Below are 20,342 nucleotides of genomic sequence, written 5' to 3' on the forward strand. Positions count from 1 at the left end.
GATGTGCTGTTATGTAAATAAAAAAATGTGACTAATTACTTAATCTCTCACTCAAAATTGAATTCACCACATCAGGGCTGGCTTTTCCTTTGGTAAGTTTCATAACTTCGCCGACAAAGAATCCGTATAACTTTGTTTTACCGCTTTTGTATTCTTGAACTTTATCTTGGTTGTTATTGACGATTGTGTCGATAACTCCTGATATTTGACCTCTATCGGTTATTTGTTTTAGGTCTTGCTCTTCTATAATTAAAGATGCAGGTTTGCCAGTTTCAAACATACTATCGAATACCTGCTTGCCAAGTTTAGCAGAGATTGTTCCATCAACGATAAAATCTAAGAGTTCGGACAAAGCATTTGCTTTGATTGGGGAGCTCACAATATCAATACCTGCTTTATTTAAACGACCAAAAAGCTCTACGGTTAACCAGGTAACCGCGAGCTTTGAATCATGTTTTTTTATCAATTCCTCAAAATAATCAGCAATTGCCTTATCGGAAGTAATGACGTTTGCATCGTATTCGTTGATACCCAATTCTTCAATGTATCGCAGCTTTTTTTGATCTGGTAGCTCGGGCAAAGATGATTTAATAGAATCGATTTTATCCTGGCTTACCTCAATTGGCAACAAGTCAGGCTCAGGGAAGTATCTATAGTCGCTTGCATCCTCTTTGTTTCGCATCACTTTTGTTTTTCCCGAAGCAACGTCAAACAATAAGGTATCTTGACTTATTTCTTCTCCACTTTCTAAAATTTCAATTTGTCTTTGTATTTCATAGTCTATAGCTTGCACAATATAACGTATCGAGTTCAGATTTTTTATCTCACAACGAGTGCCAAATGTGCTACTGCCTTTTAGGCGGACAGAAACATTTGCATCACAACGAAGTGATCCCTTTTCCATATCACCATCACACGAACCAATATAACGCAAAATCTGCCTCAATTTTTTCATGCATTCTGCAGCTTCTGCAGATGAACGGAGATCTGGTTCTGAAACAATTTCCATTAAAGCAACCCCTGCACGATTTAAATCTACATAAGTTTTGCTTTCCTCATGAACGCTCTTTCCTGCATCTTGCTCTAAATGAATTCTCGCGATTCTTATTTCTTTTTCATTATCGTTGATAAATACTCTACCATTTTTAACTATTGGCTCAAAAAACTGGGTTATCTGGTACCCTTGCGGTAAATCAGGATAAAAATAATTTTTCCGATCAAAGTAAGAATACTTATTAATTTCTGCAGAAAGTGCAAGACCGGTGCGTATTGCTTGCTCTATGCAGTAATAATTTAGTATTGGCAGCGTACCTGGCATTGCCGCATCAACTAGAGAAACTTGAGTGTTATGCTCAGCACCAAACTCCGTTGATGAGCTAGAAAATAGCTTCGTATTAGAAGAAACTTGAGCGTGCACCTCAAGCCCAATTACTGCTTCCCAATCCTCTTTCGTCATGTATTTTATTTAAATGATAATCTTAATATTCTGCAAAATTAGCACAAAAAGTCAAAACAAAACTCATGTTAGCTAAGTGGTATGCAGATTGTTTTACCCATAGAAACGGGTTAAATGCAAAAGATTACTTGACAAGCTTCGCCAGCCCTCTTATCATAAAATTGAAGCTATTTATTTATCTTCTCTGTACAGATTAAATGACAAAAAAACTCACGTATCTGGCGTCTCATGTTTAATTTTTTGCACTATGTGCACCTTATGTCTTTATAAAACTTCTACCTACATAAGCTGAAACGCGCTTATAAAGCGTTTAAAACATAAAAAAACGCCAACTTAAAAAATGGATAGTGAATAACTAGCTACCCTAGGGTTTCTTTTGCCTTTTTTTCTGTTTAGTAAATTTCTTAACGTTTATAATTTAGATTAGTTGCGGTTTAAAAGCAACTGAATCGCGGTTATTAAGTGTTTAGAATAAAAAAACGCCATACTTGAAAGTATAATGTAAGTAATTAGCCAACCACGGGGCTTCTTTTGCCTTTTTTTTCGTTTGGTAAATTTCTTAATGTTTGTAGCTAAACGATAACCGTCATCCCGCTACTTGTTAGCGGCCGAGATACCGCGAATGAATCGCGGTATGACGTAGGATTGCTGTCATTCCAGTGCCAAGCACTGGGATCCAGCCTTTATTATTTGGTTGAAATTAAGTCTTCTGGATCCCAGTGTCAGCTACTTGGATGACACCATTCTTTTTCCTGGATTCCAGTGTCTGGGCACTGGAATGACATCCTCCCTTGTGGAGATTGCTCTCAAATCACAATGTTCGTACAGCTATGCAAACACAAAGGTGTCATTCCAGCGCGTGACGCTGGAATGGCTTTGTTGCATCGCTCAAGTGAAAAGAACTGGCAGTTACTGACAAAATTCATTATAAATAGCCATTTAACTGTTGAAGAAAAAATATGCCACAAAAAATGAGAGTCAGTAACTGCCATGAATATAACAAATTTCTCCAAGAAAGAGGAAGCATTTTTTGTTATATCAATGACGCCATAGAAAATTGGTACGAGAATTGTCCAAAAATGCAGGGCGGCAACTATATTTATAGTGATAAAGTTGTGATTTTGGTGCATATAATCGTCAGTTTCTTTAGAATTGGTTTAAGACAAACAGTCGGGTTTATAAAAGGGTATTTGCAACAAATAGGAAGAGATTTGGCAGTTATCAGCTATTCACAAGCATCAAGAAGGTTTAAGAAACTTAATATTAAGATAAATGATTGCAGAATTGATAAAAATAATATGGAAGATATCGAAATTGCTATAGACAGTACAGGAATTAGTATATACAACAACACTCCTGGTCACAGCAAGGAAAATAGCACTGACAGAAAATATCGTGGCTATGAGCAAACGAGAAAATTGCACGTAATGTTGAATATAAACAACAAAAAAGCCATAGCTGTAAAATACAGTAACGGTGTCTACTCTGATCACTATGGAGCTTGTGATTTGCTAAAAGAAGTTGATTTTCAGCATGCCATAAAAGCACTATATGCAGATAGAGCATGTGATAGGCACAAGTTTTATAAGTTGTGTAACAAATATGATATAAAGACAAAAATTCCACCAATAAACAATGCGGCAGAACATCCAGAAATAGATTATATGTCTGACAGGAATGCTGCTATTAGGTTAATAAAATTATACGGTGAAGATGGCATGAAAGAATGGAAAAAAGAAGTAAATTATGGGAAAAGATCTTATATTGAAGGGTTTTTCTCAAGATTAAAGCAAATATTCGGATTTAGTTTTAGGAATAAATCTGAGATAAATCGAGAAAAAGAACTGCTAATCAAATGCTATTTGCTTAATAAATTCACTGATATTGGTATGGCTAAATTTGAGATAGTTACATGAATTTACCATAAATCACCATCTCATAAAGTGTGATGCAACAAAGCCATCCCAGTGTCACGCACTGGCATGACAAGAAAGGGAGCACTGGAATTTTTATTTCAGTATTGTACATTAGCCATGCATCTGAACAGATACGAGCTTTCTGCTTTTTTTGGGTAAGGTCAGTCAAAAAGGTTTTACAACAACCATAATAACTATAACTATTATCAATACTGTAACTGCTTCATTTAAAACGCGAAAATAAATATGTGACTTCTTATTCGAACCCATTGCAAAATTTTTCCTATATTTTGCAAGTAGCATATGAATAATTAACATCAAAAGTATTGCAAATGCTTTTACATGAAACCATCCTTCACGATATGCTTCCCTAATAACCATTAGTGTAATTCCAAGACCAAGTGAGAAAAGCATTGCAGGGTTTATGATATATCTAAGTAGCCTCTTTTCCATTGTTTGAAGCAAGCTATCATTTTCCGATCCCGGTTTTACAGTTGCATGGTAGACATAAAGCCTGGGTAAATAAAGCATACCTGCCATCCACATGATAACAGAGATAACATGAAAAGCCTCAAGCCAGTGGTAATAGTTCATTAGCAAAAATTTAAAATTCCTGGTATTGTGTTAGTTTAATGAAAAAGAAATCGATATGAAAGCAGAAAATTTCACTAAAGAACAGATAATTGGATTCTACAGGAAAATGCTACTCATACGCAGATTTGAGGAAAAAGCAGGACAATTATATGGGATGGGATTAATAGGCGGGTTCTGTCACCTATCAATAGGACAAGAAGCAGTTGCAGTTGGAACTCAAGCTGCATCAAAATTAGGTGACGCTTTTATCACAAGTTATAGAGACCATGGCTTAATGCTCGCATGTGATTCTGATCCAAATGTTGTAATGGCAGAGCTTACCGGCAAAGAAACAGGATGCTCGAAAGGTAAAGGTGGTTCGATGCACGTATTTGACGTTGAAAAAAAATTCTTCGGCGGGCATGGAATAGTGGGAGCACAAGTTCCAATTGGCACAGGAATAGCATTTGCTAATAAATATAAGAAAAAAGATAATGTGGTATTTACATATTTTGGCGACGGTGCTGCAAATCAAGGACAAGTATATGAATCGTTTAATATGGCATCTTTGTGGGAGTTGCCTGTGGTTTACATCATAGAAAATAATGAATACGCAATGGGAACCTCCGTGCAAAGATCAACTTTAGTAACAGAGTTATATGAAAGAGGAGAAAGTTTTGGTATTCCTGGAAAACAAGTTGATGGAATGGATTTTTTCTCTGTTTATGAGGCTACAAGCGAAGCAGCGGAACACACACGCAGCGGAAAAGGGCCTATCCTGCTTGAAATGAAGACATATCGATATCGCGGTCACTCAATGTCAGATCCTGCTACTTATCGCTTAAAAGAAGAAGTTGAAGATATGAAGCAAAATCATGACCCTATAAGCACTTTAAAGAAATACATGACAGATAATAAAATGGCTTCAGAAGAAGAGTGCAAAGTAATTGATAAGGAAATACGTGATTTAGTAAAAAAGTCGGAAGATTTTGCCAAAAATAGTAAAGAACCAAGCGTTGATGAGCTGTATACTGATGTTTATAAATTTGTTAGCTAATTTTTTTATCCAGAACTGTACAAACATTGTATAGTAAACGATGTCATCCAAATAGCTCCTTCTCCCGTCATCCAAGTGCCCTCCTTTTTTTGTCATCCCAGTGCTCTGACTACTTAGATCCAGCTGAGTTGGTGAGTATAAAAGTATAGCTAACGCAAGCTCTACGTCATGCCGCCGCGAACCGTCATACCGCGATTCATTCGCGGTATCTCTAGATCCCGCTAACAAGCAACGGGATGACGGTTGTCAGGCTAGCTGTCATCTCAGTAGTCTCCTTCTCCTGTCATCCGAGTAGCTGACACTGGTTCCTTTATGACGGCATTAGCCCCTTCGGTGTCATTCCAGTGCTTGACACTGGAATGACACCAATAATTGACATTTCACTAGATATTCATTATAAATAATGGAATGCTACAAAGTATAAAAACCATATTAATAGAAGACGATAACGTTAGGCTGGATAGGTACATCAGAAGAATCTTTCCTGATCTAAAGCAATCTGTAATTGAAAAATCTTTAAGGAAAGGATTAATCAAAGTTGATGATTGCAAAGCAAAGTCCAGTGATAGAGTAAATTCTGGGCAAACTATAACGCTGAAGCACTTGAATTATATTGAAAACGCTAATTCTGATCGCAAATATAATGAAAAGTTAGTGAATCTACTAAGAGAGAACATATTATATGAAGACGAATATATACTAGCTATAAACAAACCCGCAGGGGTCATCGTTCAAGGTGGCGTAAAAGTAAAGATTAGCATGAGTGATTTGCTTGACCAAATAAGAGAGGGAGAAACATTTAAAATTGTCCATAGGCTAGATAGAGATACGAGTGGAGTGATAATATTCGCACGCAACGCTAATGTTGCCAGATACCTTATGGAAGAATTTAAAGGACGAAGAGTAAAAAAAACTTATTTAGCATTAACTTCTGGCATACCGAGCAAGGATAGTGGAACAATAGACTATCCATTGGTGAAAAAATATGTTTCAGGTCAAGAAAAAGTGGTCGTTGATGAAAATTCACCTCAGAATGCCACTACGCATTTTTCAATTATAGCAAAATCCAAACACAATGTTGCTTATTTAAAATTACAACCAATTACCGGCAGAACCCATCAGTTACGTGCACATTTAGCTCATATAAATTGCCCTATTCTTGGTGACGGTAAATATGGTGGTAAAAAAGCTTTTATTGATGGGATAGCAAATAAAATTCACCTTCATTCGCATTCTTTATCTTTAAAACTGCCAAACAATAAAGAAATCACTATCACCGCTCCTATCACTAAACACATCGAAAAATCCATTGAAGCGCTATTTTTCGACTGAAACGATTTCACCAATCAACTTTTCTGTCTTTGGCTTTAATTTGAAGCACAGATATTAGGCTAATTAATGCGCAGGCAGTAAGATAAATGCCTGCTGCAAGTTTTGTTTCGGTTTTTTCTATAAGCCACATGCATATGTATGGAGAAAGGCCACCAAAAATTCCTGCAGATATATTATTTGCTAAGCTTACGCCAGTGCATCTTACTTTTGTTGGAAACAGTTCACAAATAACAGAGCCATATATTCCAAAAGATGCACCTACTGGTATAGTAATCAATAAGTAAGTTATTATTACGACATAGTGGTTAACGGAAGATAATAATGGTAATACACATGTACCAATCAGAGATAGCATAATCAGTACAGGAATCATTACGCGTTTTCTTCCAACTTTATCAGATAAAATTGCAAAAAGTACCGCAGATGCTGCAAATACAACCTGTATTACTATCCTCATTAAATCTTTAACACTAATAGATAAAATAACTAGCTCTTTTATTGATATATTATAAAACATTATTGCTGCGTAGACAATTGCATTCTGAGCAATTCCCAGATTGATTGAAATAATAAGCGGTCTTTTATAGTTTCTTACTAGTTCTAACAATGGTGAATGTGCTAAATTATTAGCGTACTTATTAGTTTTATATGCTAAGCTTTCTTTTAATATGTACCTAGTTAAAAAACCTATTGTCCCCAAAAAAAAGCAAAAATAAAAAAGCAACTTCCATCCCCATATTTCATAGTTCTCACCTGTAACTCTTTTGCAGATAAATATCATTGTTATGCATAAGAGCGTTCCAAGGGCTCCGCTAAAGGGCTTCATACTTCCTAAGAAACCTAGATTTTTTTTATCTTTTGAATGCTCTATCGTAAATGCTGTATTAATGCTTGTTTCACCTCCTGCAGTTATTCCTTGCACTATTCTACAAAACACAAGCAATACAGGTGAAAGCAACCCTATTTCTTTATACCCAGGTATAATTCCCATAATTGTGGATGATATTGAAATTAATATTACTGAAGTAAGTAAAGTCTTTCTTCTGCCATACTTATCTCCCATATAACCAAAAATTACTGCACCAATTGGTCTAAACGCAAAACCAATTGCAAAAACACCAAGGAATTTGAGTGTACTCAAATAATGATCTTCTGATGGGAAAAAAACGTTGATGATTGTATCTGTTAATACTCCAAAAAGAGTGAGTTCATACCACACAATCATGTTACAGATCATGCCCGATAGTATTGCTTTTTGGATATTATTCATGGTCTTTCAATTTAACATAACCTAATATATCATTAACCGGTGCTCCTTGCTATAAAATTTTTCATTCAATAACCTTCAAGGATAATTCACGTAAATGCTTATCCTCCACCTTGGAAGGAGCACCCATTAGAACATCTTCACCTTGCTGGTTCATAGGAAAACAGATTACTTCACGAATATTTGGCTCATCAGCAAGCAGCATAACTATTCTATCAACTCCTGGTGCTATTCCACCATGAGGAGGAACACCAAATCTGAATGCACGTACAAGTGCACCGAATCTTGTATCAACTTCTCCCCGGCTATAACCTGCAATGGCAAAAGCTTTATACATGATATCCAGTTTGTTATTACGAATCGCCCCACTTGACAGTTCTATTCCATTGCAAACAAGATCATATTGGTAAGCAAGGATATCCAGTGGATTTTTGTCCTCTAAATCTTTCAGACCACCGTGTGGCATGGAGAATGGGTTATGAAAGAAATCTATTTTTTTACTTTTATCGTCATATACAAAATATGGAAAATCAATGATCCAACAAAACTTGAAGATATTATCATCTATAAGACTGAGTTCTGACCCTAAAAGAGTGCGTACTTTTCCTGCAATGTTTGCCGCCTCATTCTCTTTGTCAGAAGCAAAAAATACACTATCTCCTGGCTCTATGTTTGTTGCTTCTCTTATGTGGTTTAGCCTATTTTCATCAAGAAATTTAGCAATTGGGCCTTTCGCAGTTCCATCTTTATCAAACGTTATATATCCGAGACCCTTAGCACCGAATTCTTTTTGCGCATGTTCTATCTTTTTATCAAAGAAGCTGCGTGGTTCCTCTGCTGTTTTAGGTGCAGGGATGGCTCTCACTACCATACCACGCTCAATATTGCTTTTGAAAATATTGAACCCTGAATCACGAAAAATTTCTGTAACATCGCTGATTAATAGTGGATTACGCAAATCTGGCTTGTCAGAACCATACTTAAGCATTGCCTCTTTGTATGTAATGCGTGGAAAATCTTTATCGACAGACTTGCGAGAAAATTTGGCGAACACTTTATATAAAGCAGATTCAATAACGTCAAATATGTCCTCTTGAGTCACAAAAGACATTTCAAGGTCTAGCTGGTAAAATTCCCCAGGAGAGCGGTCAGCCCTTGCATCTTCATCACGAAAACACGGTGCGATTTGGAAATATTTATCAAACCCTGAGACCATGAGCAACTGTTTGAAAATCTGCGGAGCTTGTGGCAATGCATAGAACTTGCCAGGATTTAGCCTGCTTGGCACTAGGTAGTCGCGTGCTCCTTCAGGAGAGGAAGCAGTGAGTATTGGAGTTTGAATCTCTAAAAATCCTCGCTCTATCATGAGCTTGCGGAGCTCTGCAATAATTTGTGAGCGCAAAATAATATTGTTGCGGACTTTTTCACGTCTTAAGTCAAGAAATCGATATTTAAATCTCATGTTTTCTGGGTATTCTTGCTCGCCGGTAATGCTTGCCAATATACTTCTTTCTTCTTTTGCTATTTCTTCATCAAAGTGGAACTCAACTTCCGACTCAACGCGCAAATTGTTGACTATCACCTCGATTTCTCCGGTAGAAATAGAGCTGTTTACCGTATCTTCAGTTCTAGCTTCAACTATTCCTGTAACAGTAATTACACTCTCCAATTTTAAATTTGATATCTCATCAAAAAAGTCTTTGTCATTATTCAATACTAGTTGAGTGATTCCATAGAAGTCTCTTAAATCAACAAAGATTAGGTTACCGTGATCGCGCTTACGGTATAACCATCCAGAGAGGGTAACTTCCTTTCCTACATCATTCTTCCTTAATTCATTGCACGTGTGAGTCTTGTAGCAGTTCATATTTGTTTCACTTCTAAATTCTTTAAAAAGTATAGAAATAAACCTTACTACATACAAGCCCATTCTCAGATATTTGCGCAATTTTCGAAATAGAGCAGTACTGCTTTTATATTGTCTTTACCCGCAAAAAAATTGCACAATTTCTATAATTATGGTATAATAGTAAGGGTATTTTTAATGAATTAGATACAGGAAATGCCACTTACACAGATCATATTATATAGCGTAACATTACTTGCTGTAGCTGCAGTATTTCTCTTTTTGAGAAAAATATACAAAAATCGCATTAGAAAAATCATATTTCCTAGAAAAGTTTTTAAAGAAGAGTGGGAAGAAGACAGAAAATTCAATGAATTATATCAAAAAAATAAGCAAAAAGAGTTGATGAAACAACAAGAAACGCTACGCGAGAAACAAAAAGATGTGCAAGTTTATAAAGAAGATCCAGAAATAGTTGACATAGCAAAACCGGTAGGTAAATGGACAAAGATGGTTATGATGGGTAATGGTTTAATGCAGCGTTTTGCACAATTGATACATAGAGAAGGCGGACAGAAAGGATTTTGGGAGCTGTTTGTAAAAGCTCAGGCTTCAACTCAAGGTAAACATAAGGGAAAGGGCAGATAATCCATGCTTGAATGTGAAAATTTATCCTGCGCTCGTAATAATAAGGTACTATTTAAGAATCTCAGTTTTAAAGCTGAGCTAAAATCAAAGATTCTAATCACTGGTCCAAATGGTAGTGGTAAAACCAGCTTAATTAGAAGTTTATCTGGACTTTTACCGCCGGTATCAGGCAATATAAGGCACTGCGGAAAAGATATATATGATGATCCAAAATCCTATATACCTTCTATGGTCTATATAGGCCATAAGAATGCCTGTAAAGATAGCTTAACTGTTGCTCAAAACGTAGAATTCTGGGCAGGAATACGAAATACTAGAGAATTGATTGTGGCAGCTATTTGTTGCTTGCAGTTGCAACCTGTACTTAATATTAGATATGGCGAACTTTCTGCAGGCTGGAAAAGGAGAGTTGCGCTTGCTCGCCTCTTGATTTCTAATGCAAACGTTTGGCTGATAGATGAACCATTTTGTAATCTTGATAGTGCAACGTGTGAATTAGTGCTGAACTTAATCTCAATACGCTCTGAGCAAAATGGTATAGTAATTATTACAGGGCATAGCTCTACAGAGCAATTGTGTGATTTTACAACGATTGATATACGCGATTTCAATAGACTTCTTGCATAGTTTTTGGCAGCACGTTAACAACCATTAGAAACGAAAAGACTTCCTTGACACCCTTCGCCAGTCCCCTTATCATGAAACTGAAGCTATTTATTTATCTTCAGTCTGTGCAGATAAAACGACAAAAAAACTTAGTATATCTGGTGTGTCATGTTTAATTTTTTGCACTATGTGCACCTTATGTCTTTATAAAACTTCTAGCTATACAAGCTGAAACGCGCTGTTCAAGACATCACCCAACGTCAAATTTTAAAATAGAGAGTGAATAACTAGCACGGGTTTTCTTTGCCTTTTTTTCATTTGGTAAATTTCTTAAATATTTATGGCTAAACGACAACCGTCATCCCGCTGCTTGTTAGCGGCTAAGGGATACCGCGAAGGGATACTGCGAATGAATCGCGGTATGACGGTTAATTATTCTGCGGCGGTATGACGTAGAGCTCGCGTTAGCTATACTTTTATACTCACCAACTCAGTATCCAATCTGGATCCAAGTAGTCAGCTACTTGGATGACAACCTGTTGAGGCTGCGCTTACACATTCCACTTTCTATGCTCACCAAACAAATTTGCTTACTCGCAGCAAAATTTTCTGGATCCAAGTAGTCAGCTACTCGGATGACATCTTTGTGTTTGAGGCAAAACCAGCTATAACATTTCTTCGCAAACAAATGTTCGTACAGTTGTGCGCGTGATGCTGGAATCTAGACAACAATTAGATCCTATTGTCAAGCAATAAGCTACATGTGCTATTTATTTAGTAGATTAAATATGAAGTTTAAAACTCTGCTATTGACTTCCTGTAGAACTAGTGAAAACCAAACTTGCTTAAAACCACTTAATTAGTTATAGTTATAAGTTTAGGTACAGTAAAATGACAGCTTTTGTCCCCTTGATTATTTTTTTAATCTTGTATCTTGGAAGTGGTGCTTATTTTTCTTTTATCGGAACTGATAATCCACTTCATCAGGTTTCACCAGTAATCTGCTTATTACCAGCACTATTTTTTGCTGTCTCACGTGGTACAAATAAAATTCAGCATAACATCGATACTGTTATCAAGGGCATGGGTGACAAAAACACCCTTACTATGTGTTTAATTTTTTTATTTTCTGGAGCATTTTCTGCGGTGACTCAATCAATCGGTAGCGCAGACACTGTTGCTAATTTAATTCTTAATTTCCTTCCAGCAAGATTACTGCTGCCTGGAGTATTTTTGGCTTCTGCTTTTATTTCAACTGCAATTGGCACATCTATGGGAGTTGTTGCGCTGATGGTACCTATAGCTGTTAATCTGGCAAAAAGTGGAGCTTTTGGTCTCGAAATAGGAACTGCAACTGTAGTAGGTGGTGCCGTGTTTGGCGATAACCTTTCGATGATATCTGATACCACCATTGCATCTGTTTCTTCACAGGAAGCTTCAGCAAAAGATAAACTTAAAATGAACTCTAAAGTTGCACTTATTGCCAGCATTATAACACTCATCTACCTAGCAGTTGCCTCAAATAGTACAAAAATTATTTCTATATCAAATTTAGATTATTATTCTATAATAAAAATTATTCCTTACATTTCTTTAATAATCATGGGGCTGTTTGAAGTCGCCACTTTAGTAACAATAACTATAAACATAATTATTGCTGGTGTGCTAGGAATAACTTTTTTTGACTATGCTATCATTCAATTTCCTCATGACGTATATGACGGTTTCAAAAAAGTAAACGAAATAGTGATATTTGCTCTATTTATCGGTGGATTGAGCCATATAATGTACAAGCAAGGTCAAAAAGCGTTGCATAAACTCATCGATGAAAGCAATATCACAAAAACTAAAGCTGAATTTGTGATAGCAGGAATTGCGTCTATGTTTACTACCTTAGTTGCCAATAATACCATTGCTATTTTACTAAGTGGTGGCATTGCAAAAAGGCTTGCACAAAAACACAGTATTGCGCCACATCGCAGCGCATACTTATTAGATGTTTTTGCTTGTGCTACAAAAGGTATCTTACCTTATGGTTCCCAACTATTGCTAGCAGGTAGCATCGCCTCTGTATCACCTATTTCTTTATTAACACAGGTATATTATTGCTTTATTCTAGCGGCAGTTACAATAGGCGAAATAATCATCAACAGCAGAAAAGAGAAACATTGTGCGGCTGCAACTTAGAGTTTCTCTTTTTTTACCCATAAGGAACGGAATTACTTGACACCCTTCGCCAACCCCCTTATCATGAAACTGAAGCTATTTATTTATCTTCGCAATCTGTGCAGGTTAATGACAAAAAACTTAGGGTATTTGGCGTCTCATGTTTAATTTTTCGCACTACGTGCATCGCATGTCTTTAAAAATTTCTGGGTTTTTACCTATATAAGCCGAAACGCGCTTACAAAGCGTTTAAGACAGCAAAAAACGTCAAATTGACAAGGGAGAATTTGAATGCTAGCTACTACGGGGTTTCTTTGCCTTTTTTCCTGCTTAGTAAATTTCTTAAACACTTGCGGTGTAGGTTAGTTGCAAGTTAAAAGCAGCTAAATCGCTCTTAATCAAGCGTTTTAGAATAAAAAAAACGCCGATATTTTAGTACATAGTAAATAGCCAACCACCATGGTGCTTCTTTTGCCTTTTTTTTCATTTGGTAAATTTCTTAAACATTTATAGTTGCAATTTAAGAGCCCGTAAAGGGTGTCATTCCAGTGCCCCTGTGATGTATTCCAGTGCTTGACACTGGAATACAGTTTTCCATATAATCTCATCGAAAATGTTGTAACCACTTTCCATGCTAGTTTGCTTGTTCACAAGCAAACTTTTCTGGATCCCAGTGTCTAGGCACTGGGATGACAAGAGAAGGTACTAGCCTGACACCCTGACAACCGTCATCCCGCTGCTTGTTAGCGGGATCTATGCTAATGCCCTTTTATTCTTTCAATTATGTTATTTCCATTTAAATCTGTCTGTTCCGCAACTTCAGTGAATACAGTTGAATACTCCCTAAAACTGATCGTCATAACTTTACCCTACTTTGAATAATATTTTGATCATTACATATTGTAACAAAAAAAAATCAACTCATTTCTTCTAACGGCTCTATATTAAAGATAGAAAGTCCAGAAGCAATGACGTGTGCTAAGGCTTGGACAAGTTGCAGCGGTGAGATCTTTCTTATATTTTTAATTGTGTAATCTTCTGTGTTTGTAAATGTTTTTTCTATACCCCACTGCAGTAATAAGTACTTTACGTTCTGAATGATTTATGATGTAAATTATACGGTAGTTGCTAACCCTTATCCTATATTGCCCTCTAAAGCTATGACATAAAGGCTTTCCTAGATTAAAAGGATCAACTGTAAGGCGTTTCTTTATGGCCTCCTGAACCATTAATTTAATCTTTGCCGGAAGAGCTGGAATTTCTTTTTCAATAACATTTTTTAAGAATTTTATAGTGTAAGTTTTATTTCCAGATGTTTTCATCATCCTCTACTTCTTCTTCACCTTCAGAGAGGCGATCGTCAGCTATTTTGGATAGCTCTACATCTTCTTCGAACTCTTCTTCCACTAAATCTACTAAAACTTCAGGAATAGTTTTATTTTGAGTCTCTGCCATTTCTGTAAGATACTGAGCCAATTTACTGTCAAAACTTACATTAACATTGAGCTTTTTTTGACTGTGAGCCATATATTAACCAGAAAATACTACTATAAACTATAACATTTTTACTTAATTTTGTCAACTTCTCTATTCGTTGAAAAAACAATCTTGCATAAAAAAATCAACTCATCTCTTCCAAAGGCTCTATATTGAAGATAGAAAGTCCAGAAGCGATGACGTGTGCTAAGGCCTGCACGAGAAACATTCTTGCAGCGGTGAGGTTTAAGTTGTCTTCCAGTATGAAACGCATGTTTAAATCACTCTTGCCATACCCCCATAAAACGTGAAACGCTTCTGCAACTTCAAGTAAGTAGAAAGTAATTCTGTGTGGCTCACAAAGCCTTGCTGCAATTTCTACCACATCTGGCCACTTTGCTAAGGTTTTTATGAGGAAGAGCTCTCCACCTGTCCTTAAAAGTGAAGGATCTGCTGTTGGGAGCTCTTTTGGAGCATTACGCATTAACGAATGAGCACGAGCATGCGCATATTGCACGTAAAAAATAGGGTTGTCTTTTGACTGTTCTTTAACTTTAGCAAAATCAAAGTCCAAGACCATATCATTCTTGCGTGTTAGCATTATAAAACGAGTTATGTCCCTGCCAACTTCTTCCACTACATCTCTTGCTGTTAGGAAGTTTCCTGATCTTTTGGACATCTTAACAGGTTTGCCGTTCTCGAAAAAATTCACAATATTATGCAGTTTTACCTCTATTTTTGCTTGATCATCACTGAGCGCAGAGACGACTGCTTTGAGTCTTTTGACATAACCGCCGTGGTCACTACCAAGCTCTACGATCATATTGTTAAAACCACGCGATATCTTATCAAAATGGTAAGCGATATCCGAGGCAAAATAAGTCCAACTGCCGTCCTCTTTCTTCAATGCACGGTCAACGTCATCACCAAATTTTGTAGAGCGAAATAGCATCTCTTTTCTGGAAGTCCAATTTTCGCTTTCTTTGCCTTTTGGTTTCTCCAGGTACCCTTCATACACTAGACCCTTGTCAGACAATATCTTTATACTCTCTTCAATTTTGCCACTTTTTTGTAGCTCATACTCTGAAGTAAAAACATCATGATTTACTCCAAGTAAGTTCATGTCTTCCTTTATAATTTCTAAGATAGAACTTAAAGTATAGTCTCTAATCACTTGATTATCTTGCTTTTCTAGAAGCTCTGCGCCATATTTTTTGGCCAGCCCCTCCCCTATCGGTTTTAAATATTCACCTGGGTATAAACCTTTTTCAACACTAATTTTTTCTCCCAGAGCTTCTTTATATCGCAAATACACTGACCGAATTAGCGTATCTATCTGTGCTCCAGCATCATTAATATAGTATTCCTTAGTAACTTTATAACCAACTTTTTTCAATAAATTTGCCAGAACGTCACCAAATACTGCCCCTCTTGCATGACCAATATGCAGTGGACCAGTTGGATTTGCAGATACAAATTCAACATTGATGGCCTGATTGTTCCCTATATCTAGGGTGCCAAACTCTGTTTTTAGCTCATTTATTTGTTTTAAAATTCCATGCCACACTTCTATTTTTAAGTGCATGTTGATGAAACCAGAGCCTGCTATTTCCACTTTTGCAACTTCATCAAAAAGTTCAAATTCTTTGGCTAAAACCTCTGCAATTTCAATGGGATTCTTCTTTTCATGCTTTGCAAGCACCATAGCAACATTTGTGTAAATGTCTCCATGGACTCTATTGCTTGGAGGCTCTATGATAAAGTTTGCTGCACTTGTGCTTATAACACCCCTTTGTTTCAACTCATTCAATTTACTAAAGATTAGAGAGGAAATCTGCTTAAAAATGTTCATTCACTATATTGCTATAAAATCTATAGCAGTATAGTGAATAAGTGGGACTAGTTGAAGGTTTATCTTAACTATTTTATCTTCCTGGATCAGAGTTTATATTAAGTCGTTGCCGTAACCATGGTAAGAGAAAGCCATACCTTCGCTGTAACCATCATTACCAGCATCAGGCTCTTCAACATCATCAGTTACTACCTGATCTTCAGTTGTGATTTTATCCTTGATCGTCTCGTCTACACCCTCATCACTATAAGAAAATTTGTTAGTATATGAATAGCGATTATTGATTTTATCACTATAGTTATGTTTTAACATAGAGACCTCCTATACAGTCAAAATTGGAATTACATTAAGATAGAACAAGCTATGAATATAACGTGAATGAAAGAAACTACAGATCACGAAATTTCCGGATAACTATGGAACCATTATAAAATAATAAAATTAAAAATTTAATAATTTTAATTATAAATCTAGCATATCAACTAACGGTATGATTTAAATTTTCTTTCAATTCCACTGTATCTTCGCCAGTTTTGCATACAGCCCGTCTTTACTCATTAGAGAGTCATGAGTTCCTACTTCTTCTACTTTTCCATGATTAATTACTATAATCTTGTCAGTCTTGAGTGCGGTTGATAGCCTGTGTGTAATTACGATTGTTGTTCTGTTTTGCATTAACTTGCTCAATGCTTTTTGCACGAGGTTCTCACTTTTGTAATCAAGGGCAGAGGTTGCTTCATCCAGTATTAAAACCTGAGGATTGTTGAGTATGGCCCTTGCTATTACAATACGTTGTTTTTGTCCTTCAGAAAGTTTTAATCCTCTTTTTCCTACAAATGTATCAAATTTATCAGGCAGCTTATCAATAAATTCCATCGCATAAGCGCTGATGGCTGCTTGCTTCACTTCCTCATATTCGGCACCTGGTTTGCCATATAGTATATTTTCCATTATTGAGCAAGAAAATATCATGTGATCTTGTGGCACTAAGCCAAACAACGATCTGAGGTCATTTAGCGCAATTGACTTAATATTGTGCCCATCGATAGTAATGCTACCTTTGTTTGGATCATGAAAACGGAGCAGAAGCTTTAAAATGGTGCTTTTACCACTGCCAGATGGTCCAACAATTGATACTGCTTGACCTGCCTCTATAGAAAATGATACGTTATTTAACGCTGGCTTATCAGACTGAGATTCATAAAAAAATGTTACGCCATTAAACGAAATTCCCTTTTGAACACTACAAATTTTTATAGGATCATCGGGATCTGCTATAGAGCTTTTCATATTTTTAAATTCAAATAAACGCTCTACTATTCCAAGACCTCGTTGTAAATCACTGATATTATCGCTCAAATTATTTATAGCTCCTGCTGCGAGCGCTGAATAAAACACAAATGAGGAGAGTTCTCCAATAGTTATATTATTGCTTAAGATTTCTTTAATACCAAAAAAGAGCAAAACAACTAGTGAACCTATCACACACGTGATAACTAGAGTTACTAAAATAGCACGCAAGAGTACTAATTTTACGTATGATTTTGATACTGAGTTTAAATACTCCTTAAAACGGGTTTTTTCATTTTCTTCGAGTACAAACGATTTGATAGTCACTATAGATCTAAAATTTTCCTCACTAAATGACGCAAGCTCACTTAATTTATCCTGGGCAAAGCGTGCATAGCTACGCACTTTTTTTCCAAGTGAGGTCATGATAATGAGTAGTATAGGTATTATTGCGGCTGCATACGCAGTTAGTTGTATATTTGTATATAATAACATAGCAACACTGCCAATCAGAATCACAAAATTTCGTAATATGGTTAGTAAGCTGCTGTTTATTATTGATTGCAGCACAGAGGTATCAGTAATTAACGCTGAGATAACATCTTGTACGCCTGTGTTCTCAAAGAAACTTGGTTGCAAGTTAGTGATACTGCTATATAAGTCATATCTGATTCTTGCGATAACTTTCTCGCTGCCAATGCCAATGAAATATAACCGAGTAAATGCAGTGAGAGAAATGGCTAAAACTATAAGTATTGCAACTAATAGTTTGGTAGTAAAATCGTGCTCTGTGCCAGAATCAATTACATTGCTTAAGCCTCTGCCAAAGAGGAGGATCGTTAAGGCTGAAAATAAAACTGCAATAAAAGCTATGACAAAATAGGATAGATTAGGCTTTATATAGTAAAATAACTGCCTAATATTAGATCGCATCTTATTTTAAAGTTTCTAAAGTTAAGTATATAGATTTTAGTTTCAGGGGAAAGGGGAAAGGTGTAGTATGAAGCAATTTAGGTTCTGCAGCTGTTGTGATTTTAGTCCACCAAGAAAGGGTAGTAGCCCGCAGAAACGAAAAACTTGCTTGACAAACTCCGCCAGTCCTCTTATCATGGTATTGAAGGTATTCAGTTATCTTCATCTGTGCAGATTAAACAGCAAGAAAACAACGTAGTTGGCGTCTTATTTTTAATTTTTTGCACTATGTGCACCTTATGTCTTCACAACATTTCTAGGTTTTTACCTATATAAGCTGAAACGCGCTTATAAGTCGTTTAAGACAGTATAGTACGCCAATTTGCAGGATTAGAGAGTGACAACTAGCTAACACGGGGTTTCTTTTGCCTTTTTTTCTGCTTAGTAAATTTCTTAAACATTTAAACTAAGGTGTGTTGCATTTAAAAGCAGCTAAATTGCAGTGTTTAAGACTTAAAAAACGCCAATACTGAAAATAGACAATGACTAGGGCTTCTTTTGCCTTTTTTTTCGTTTGGTAAATTTCTTAAGTATTTATGGCTAAACGACAATCGTCATCCCGCTACGTGTTAGCGGGATCTATGTTAAGGTATGACGGTTAAGTAAGGGATCTATGTTAAGAGATACCGCGGCGGTATGACGGTTCGTGGCGGCGTGACGATAAGCTCGTCATCCCGCTACGTGTTAGCGCCGCGGCGGTATAGCTATACTTAAAAATATGGTTGAATAGTTGTTAATAATAGTGTATAATTATTAATCTTTTCTCAGTATTTTTACTATGGCTCTTTCTAAATTTCTCGATCCAAAGTTAGATTTAACATTTAAGAAAATCTTTGGCACTGAAAAAAATAAGAATATTCTTATCCATTTTTTAAACGATATTTTAGGATGTACTGAAGTCAACACTATACAAGAAGTAGAATTCTTAAGCACCATTATGGACCCTGAAATTGCTTCTGATAAACAAAGCATTGTTGATGTTCTTTGCAGGGATTCTAGTGGGAACAGGTATATAATTGAGATGCAGCTCACTCGTGATAAAGGCTTTGAAAAACGCGCACAACTTTATGCTGCTAAGGCTTACTCAAGACAAGCTGATAAATCTGGTAAATACGTTGATTTAAAGAAGATTTTCTTTATCGCGATTTCAAATTGTACCTTATTCCCTGATAAGCTTGACTATATATCTAGCCATACCATAAGAGATGAAAAAACCAATGAGCATGACTTAAAAGATTTTCAATTTATCTTCATAGAGCTGCCAAAATTTCCTAAGAGTAGAGAAGAACAACTAGAAAGTGTAGTAGACCGTTGGCTATTTTTTTTCAAATATGCAGATGAAACAACGGACGAAGATCTCAGAAAAATTGCGGAAAAATCACCAATAATAAAGCTAGCATATGATGAATTAGATAAGTTTCACTGGAATGAAAAAGATCTAGTAGCTTATGAAGAAAGAATAATGGATCTGCGCAAAGAAGAAGCCATTCTTGAATACAGACTTGATCTTGCTAAAGAGGAAGGTAGAAAAGAGAGGGAAATTGAAGTCGCAAAGAATCTACTTAAAGCAGGTGTTTCTTTTAATATTATAGCTCAAACTACTGGTCTTTCTATGAGTGAGATCAAAGAATTGCAGAATTAAGTGTGAATGGTTACGAAAAATATAAGTTTTTGCGATAAATGACATAGTGATGTATTTGTTGTTCAGCATGTCAGTGGAATATTTTCTGGTATCTGTTCAGATGCATGGCTAATGCTGAAACAAAAATTCCAGTGCTCCTTTTTTTGTCATCCCAGTCTGGGATCCAGATTGGGCACTAAGTTGGTAAACACGAAAGCGCTTTACAACGTTTTTGATGGAACTGTGCAAAAGGACTGGATACCA

17 protein-coding genes are annotated in these 20,342 nt (G+C 36.2%); 8 read left to right on the forward strand and 9 right to left on the reverse strand.

Annotation, left to right across the window (positions count from 1 at the left end):
* Window positions 1-31: 31 nt before the first annotated feature.
* Window positions 32-1,456, reverse strand: a complete 1,425-nt coding sequence (gatB, locus tag OOL03_RS04150; protein WP_264707063.1) for an Asp-tRNA(Asn)/Glu-tRNA(Gln) amidotransferase subunit GatB — start codon at window positions 1,454-1,456, stop codon at window positions 32-34.
* Between the two features lie 816 nt (window positions 1,457-2,272).
* Here gatB and OOL03_RS04155 point away from each other — a divergent pair.
* Both OOL03_RS04155 and OOL03_RS04160 read left to right on the forward strand, forming a co-directional pair.
* Window positions 2,273-2,431: a hypothetical protein gene (locus OOL03_RS04155; protein ID WP_264707064.1), complete on the forward strand. Its 159-nt coding sequence runs from the start codon at window positions 2,273-2,275 to the stop codon at window positions 2,429-2,431.
* On the forward strand, window positions 2,416-3,372 hold the full coding sequence (locus tag OOL03_RS04160) for an IS5 family transposase (protein ID WP_253303014.1): 957 nt from the start codon (window positions 2,416-2,418) through the stop codon (window positions 3,370-3,372). Before OOL03_RS04155 ends, OOL03_RS04160 begins: the two co-directional genes overlap by 16 nt.
* Window positions 3,373-3,537: 165 nt before the next feature.
* On the opposite strand, the gene hemJ is transcribed toward OOL03_RS04160, so the two are convergent.
* Entirely contained in the window at window positions 3,538-3,966 is a 429-nt protein-coding gene (gene hemJ / locus OOL03_RS04165) for a protoporphyrinogen oxidase HemJ (RefSeq protein WP_010082641.1), read from the reverse strand.
* A 55-nt stretch (window positions 3,967-4,021) separates the two neighbouring features.
* Here hemJ and pdhA point away from each other — a divergent pair, with 55 nt between their 5' ends.
* Both pdhA and OOL03_RS04175 read left to right on the forward strand, forming a co-directional pair.
* Window positions 4,022-5,002: a pyruvate dehydrogenase (acetyl-transferring) E1 component subunit alpha gene (pdhA, locus tag OOL03_RS04170; RefSeq protein WP_264707065.1), complete on the forward strand. Its 981-nt coding sequence runs from the start codon at window positions 4,022-4,024 to the stop codon at window positions 5,000-5,002.
* A 408-nt stretch (window positions 5,003-5,410) separates the two neighbouring features.
* Window positions 5,411-6,334: an RluA family pseudouridine synthase gene (locus OOL03_RS04175; protein WP_006279888.1), complete on the forward strand. Its 924-nt coding sequence runs from the start codon at window positions 5,411-5,413 to the stop codon at window positions 6,332-6,334.
* A gap of 7 nt (window positions 6,335-6,341) precedes the next feature.
* Here OOL03_RS04175 and OOL03_RS04180 read toward each other — a convergent pair whose 3' ends face one another.
* Complete coding sequence (locus OOL03_RS04180) at window positions 6,342-7,604, reverse strand: MFS transporter (protein WP_006280528.1); 1,263 nt, start codon at window positions 7,602-7,604, stop codon at window positions 6,342-6,344.
* Window positions 7,605-7,665: 61 nt separating this feature from the next.
* Window positions 7,666-9,468 carry an aspartate--tRNA ligase gene (gene aspS, locus OOL03_RS04185; protein ID WP_264707067.1) on the reverse strand — a complete coding sequence of 601 codons (1,803 nt, stop codon included), beginning with the start codon at window positions 9,466-9,468 and terminating at the stop codon, window positions 7,666-7,668.
* A 195-nt stretch (window positions 9,469-9,663) separates the two neighbouring features.
* Here aspS and OOL03_RS04190 point away from each other — a divergent pair, with 195 nt between their 5' ends.
* The 3 genes from OOL03_RS04190 (at window position 9,664) to OOL03_RS04200 (ending at window position 12,888) form a co-directional block, all read left to right on the forward strand.
* The gene (locus OOL03_RS04190; RefSeq protein ID WP_174515653.1) at window positions 9,664-10,095 is read left to right on the forward strand and encodes a hypothetical protein; all 432 of its coding nucleotides are present in this window, start codon (window positions 9,664-9,666) and stop codon (window positions 10,093-10,095) included.
* 3 nt (window positions 10,096-10,098) lie between these two features.
* Window positions 10,099-10,722: a heme ABC exporter ATP-binding protein CcmA gene (ccmA, locus tag OOL03_RS04195; RefSeq protein ID WP_213862934.1), complete on the forward strand. Its 624-nt coding sequence runs from the start codon at window positions 10,099-10,101 to the stop codon at window positions 10,720-10,722.
* 870 nt (window positions 10,723-11,592) lie between these two features.
* Window positions 11,593-12,888, forward strand: a complete 1,296-nt coding sequence (locus tag OOL03_RS04200) for a Na+/H+ antiporter NhaC family protein (protein ID WP_264707068.1) — start codon at window positions 11,593-11,595, stop codon at window positions 12,886-12,888.
* A gap of 1,001 nt (window positions 12,889-13,889) precedes the next feature.
* On the opposite strand, the gene OOL03_RS04205 is transcribed toward OOL03_RS04200, so the two are convergent.
* The 5 genes from OOL03_RS04205 to OOL03_RS04225 form a co-directional block, all read right to left on the reverse strand.
* Complete coding sequence (locus OOL03_RS04205; protein WP_233395579.1) at window positions 13,890-14,192, reverse strand: type II toxin-antitoxin system RelE family toxin; 303 nt, start codon at window positions 14,190-14,192, stop codon at window positions 13,890-13,892.
* Window positions 14,170-14,394, reverse strand: a complete 225-nt coding sequence (locus OOL03_RS04210) for a hypothetical protein (protein ID WP_010962565.1) — start codon at window positions 14,392-14,394, stop codon at window positions 14,170-14,172. Before OOL03_RS04210 ends, OOL03_RS04205 begins: the two co-directional genes overlap by 23 nt.
* A gap of 94 nt (window positions 14,395-14,488) precedes the next feature.
* The gene (argS, locus tag OOL03_RS04215) at window positions 14,489-16,195 is read right to left on the reverse strand and encodes an arginine--tRNA ligase (protein WP_015589069.1); all 1,707 of its coding nucleotides are present in this window, start codon (window positions 16,193-16,195) and stop codon (window positions 14,489-14,491) included.
* 93 nt (window positions 16,196-16,288) lie between these two features.
* Window positions 16,289-16,507 (reverse strand): hypothetical protein, encoded by a 219-nt coding sequence (locus OOL03_RS04220; protein WP_010962563.1) that lies wholly within the window; start codon window positions 16,505-16,507, stop codon window positions 16,289-16,291.
* Between the two features lie 195 nt (window positions 16,508-16,702).
* Complete coding sequence (locus tag OOL03_RS04225) at window positions 16,703-18,418, reverse strand: ABC transporter ATP-binding protein (protein WP_264707069.1); 1,716 nt, start codon at window positions 18,416-18,418, stop codon at window positions 16,703-16,705.
* Window positions 18,419-19,235: 817 nt separating this feature from the next.
* On the opposite strand from OOL03_RS04225, the gene OOL03_RS04230 reads away from it, so the two are divergent.
* The gene (locus tag OOL03_RS04230; RefSeq protein WP_182320143.1) at window positions 19,236-20,099 is read left to right on the forward strand and encodes an Rpn family recombination-promoting nuclease/putative transposase; all 864 of its coding nucleotides are present in this window, start codon (window positions 19,236-19,238) and stop codon (window positions 20,097-20,099) included.
* Window positions 20,100-20,342: the final 243 nt, after the last annotated feature.

This window comes from Wolbachia endosymbiont (group A) of Acrocera orbiculus, assembly GCF_947250015.1.
GTDB classification, from domain to species: Bacteria; Pseudomonadota; Alphaproteobacteria; order Rickettsiales; family Anaplasmataceae; genus Wolbachia; species Wolbachia pipientis.

Excerpts from the sequence above, each read along its gene's own strand:
- gatB (WP_264707063.1), bottom strand. The coding sequence starts at position 1,456 with ATGACGAAAGAGGATTGGGAAGCAGTAATTGGGCTTGAGGTGCACGCT.
- OOL03_RS04155 (WP_264707064.1), top strand. The coding sequence starts at position 2,273 with ATGTTCGTACAGCTATGCAAACACAAAGGTGTCATTCCAGCGCGTGAC.
- OOL03_RS04160 (WP_253303014.1), top strand. The coding sequence starts at position 2,416 with ATGCCACAAAAAATGAGAGTCAGTAACTGCCATGAATATAACAAATTT.
- hemJ (WP_010082641.1), bottom strand. The coding sequence starts at position 3,966 with ATGAACTATTACCACTGGCTTGAGGCTTTTCATGTTATCTCTGTTATC.
- pdhA (WP_264707065.1), top strand. The coding sequence starts at position 4,022 with ATGAAAGCAGAAAATTTCACTAAAGAACAGATAATTGGATTCTACAGG.
- OOL03_RS04175 (WP_006279888.1), top strand. The coding sequence starts at position 5,411 with ATGCTACAAAGTATAAAAACCATATTAATAGAAGACGATAACGTTAGG.
- OOL03_RS04180 (WP_006280528.1), bottom strand. The coding sequence starts at position 7,604 with ATGAATAATATCCAAAAAGCAATACTATCGGGCATGATCTGTAACATG.
- aspS (WP_264707067.1), bottom strand. The coding sequence starts at position 9,468 with ATGAACTGCTACAAGACTCACACGTGCAATGAATTAAGGAAGAATGAT.
- OOL03_RS04190 (WP_174515653.1), top strand. The coding sequence starts at position 9,664 with ATGCCACTTACACAGATCATATTATATAGCGTAACATTACTTGCTGTA.
- ccmA (WP_213862934.1), top strand. The coding sequence starts at position 10,099 with ATGCTTGAATGTGAAAATTTATCCTGCGCTCGTAATAATAAGGTACTA.
- OOL03_RS04200 (WP_264707068.1), top strand. The coding sequence starts at position 11,593 with ATGACAGCTTTTGTCCCCTTGATTATTTTTTTAATCTTGTATCTTGGA.
- OOL03_RS04205 (WP_233395579.1), bottom strand. The coding sequence starts at position 14,192 with ATGATGAAAACATCTGGAAATAAAACTTACACTATAAAATTCTTAAAA.
- OOL03_RS04210 (WP_010962565.1), bottom strand. The coding sequence starts at position 14,394 with ATGGCTCACAGTCAAAAAAAGCTCAATGTTAATGTAAGTTTTGACAGT.
- argS (WP_015589069.1), bottom strand. The coding sequence starts at position 16,195 with ATGAACATTTTTAAGCAGATTTCCTCTCTAATCTTTAGTAAATTGAAT.
- OOL03_RS04220 (WP_010962563.1), bottom strand. The coding sequence starts at position 16,507 with ATGTTAAAACATAACTATAGTGATAAAATCAATAATCGCTATTCATAT.
- OOL03_RS04225 (WP_264707069.1), bottom strand. The coding sequence starts at position 18,418 with ATGCGATCTAATATTAGGCAGTTATTTTACTATATAAAGCCTAATCTA.
- OOL03_RS04230 (WP_182320143.1), top strand. The coding sequence starts at position 19,236 with ATGGCTCTTTCTAAATTTCTCGATCCAAAGTTAGATTTAACATTTAAG.